1 protein-coding gene and 1 pseudogene are annotated in these 1,108 nt (G+C 70.7%); one reads left to right on the top strand and one right to left on the bottom strand.

The annotated features are described in order from the left end of the window. Window positions 1–673 (bottom strand): type I pantothenate kinase (gene coaA, locus KCH_RS15375; RefSeq protein ID WP_035863487.1); only part of this gene is annotated, 673 nt, incomplete at its 3' end. A 99-nt stretch (window positions 674–772) separates the two neighbouring features. Between coaA and KCH_RS15370 the strand changes: the two are divergent. Then, window positions 773–1,108 (top strand): annotated as a pseudogene (locus KCH_RS15370) (glutamine--fructose-6-phosphate transaminase (isomerizing)); the annotation flags it as partial.

The raw sequence follows: 1,108 nt of genomic DNA, 5'->3' as shown, positions 1-1,108 counted from the left end.
CGGTGCCGGGCAGGGCCGGCTGGAGCACGTTCAGGCCCTCGACGATCAGGATGTCCGGGCGCTCCACCACCAGCCGCTCGTCCTGCACGATGTCGTACACCAGGTGCGAGTAGACGGGGGCGGTGACCCGCTCCTTGCCGGCCTTCACGTCCGCGACGAACCGCATCAGCGCCCGCCGGTCGTACGACTCCGGGAAGCCCTTGCGGGCCATCAGGCCGCGTCGGCGCAGCTCCTCGTTGGGCAGCAGGAAGCCGTCCGTGGTGACCAGCTCGACCCGCGGGTGCTCGGGCCAGCGGGCCAGCAGCGCCTGGAGCAGCCGGGCGGTGGTGGACTTGCCGACCGCGACCGACCCGGCCACGCCGATGATGAACGGGGTGCGCACCCGCTCGGTGTCCGGCGTGTCCAGGAACGAGCCCACCGCGCCGCGCAGCTCGTGTGTGGCGTGGACGTACAGGTTGAGCAGGCGCGACAGCGGCAGGTAGACGTCGCGGACCTCGTCCAGGTCCAGCGCGGTGCCGAGACCGCGCAGCCGCTCGACCTCGTCGGCGGTGAGCGGCAGAGGGGTGCGTTCGCGCAGGGCGCTCCACTCCGCGCGGTCCAGATCCACGTACGGGGAGGGGGTGGGCGCGGCGGGCGCGCCCCTCGTACAGAGTTCGGTCAGCACAGCATCCATTGTGGGCCGTCTCCGGGCCGCCGGGTGCTGTGGTGTCGGTCACCCGGTGTGGTCATCCGACTCAACGGGCCTCGAACACCGGCACCTATGCTGGCGCATATGTGCGGAATTGTTGGATATACGGGCCCACAGGCGGCCCTCGACGTAGTGATCGCAGGTCTGCGACGGCTGGAATACCGCGGATACGACTCCGCCGGCGTCGCCGTGCAGACCGAAGGAGCCGACGGGCAGCGGCTCCTGGCGACCGACAAGCGGGCCGGAAAGCTCGTCAACCTGGAGAAGTCGCTGGCCGAAACCCCTCTGCCGGCCGGCACCACGGGCATCGGACACACCCGGTGGGCCACCCACGGCGCACCCAACGACGCCAACGCCCACCCCCACCTCGACGACCACCGCAAGGTCGCGGTCGTCCACAACGGCATCATCGAGAACTTC

Source organism: Kitasatospora cheerisanensis KCTC 2395 (assembly GCF_000696185.1).
GTDB classification, from domain to species: Bacteria; Actinomycetota; Actinomycetes; order Streptomycetales; family Streptomycetaceae; genus Kitasatospora; species Kitasatospora cheerisanensis.
Note: the sequence above shows the minus strand (reverse complement) of the source record. Positions and strands in the feature narration are given on the sequence as shown.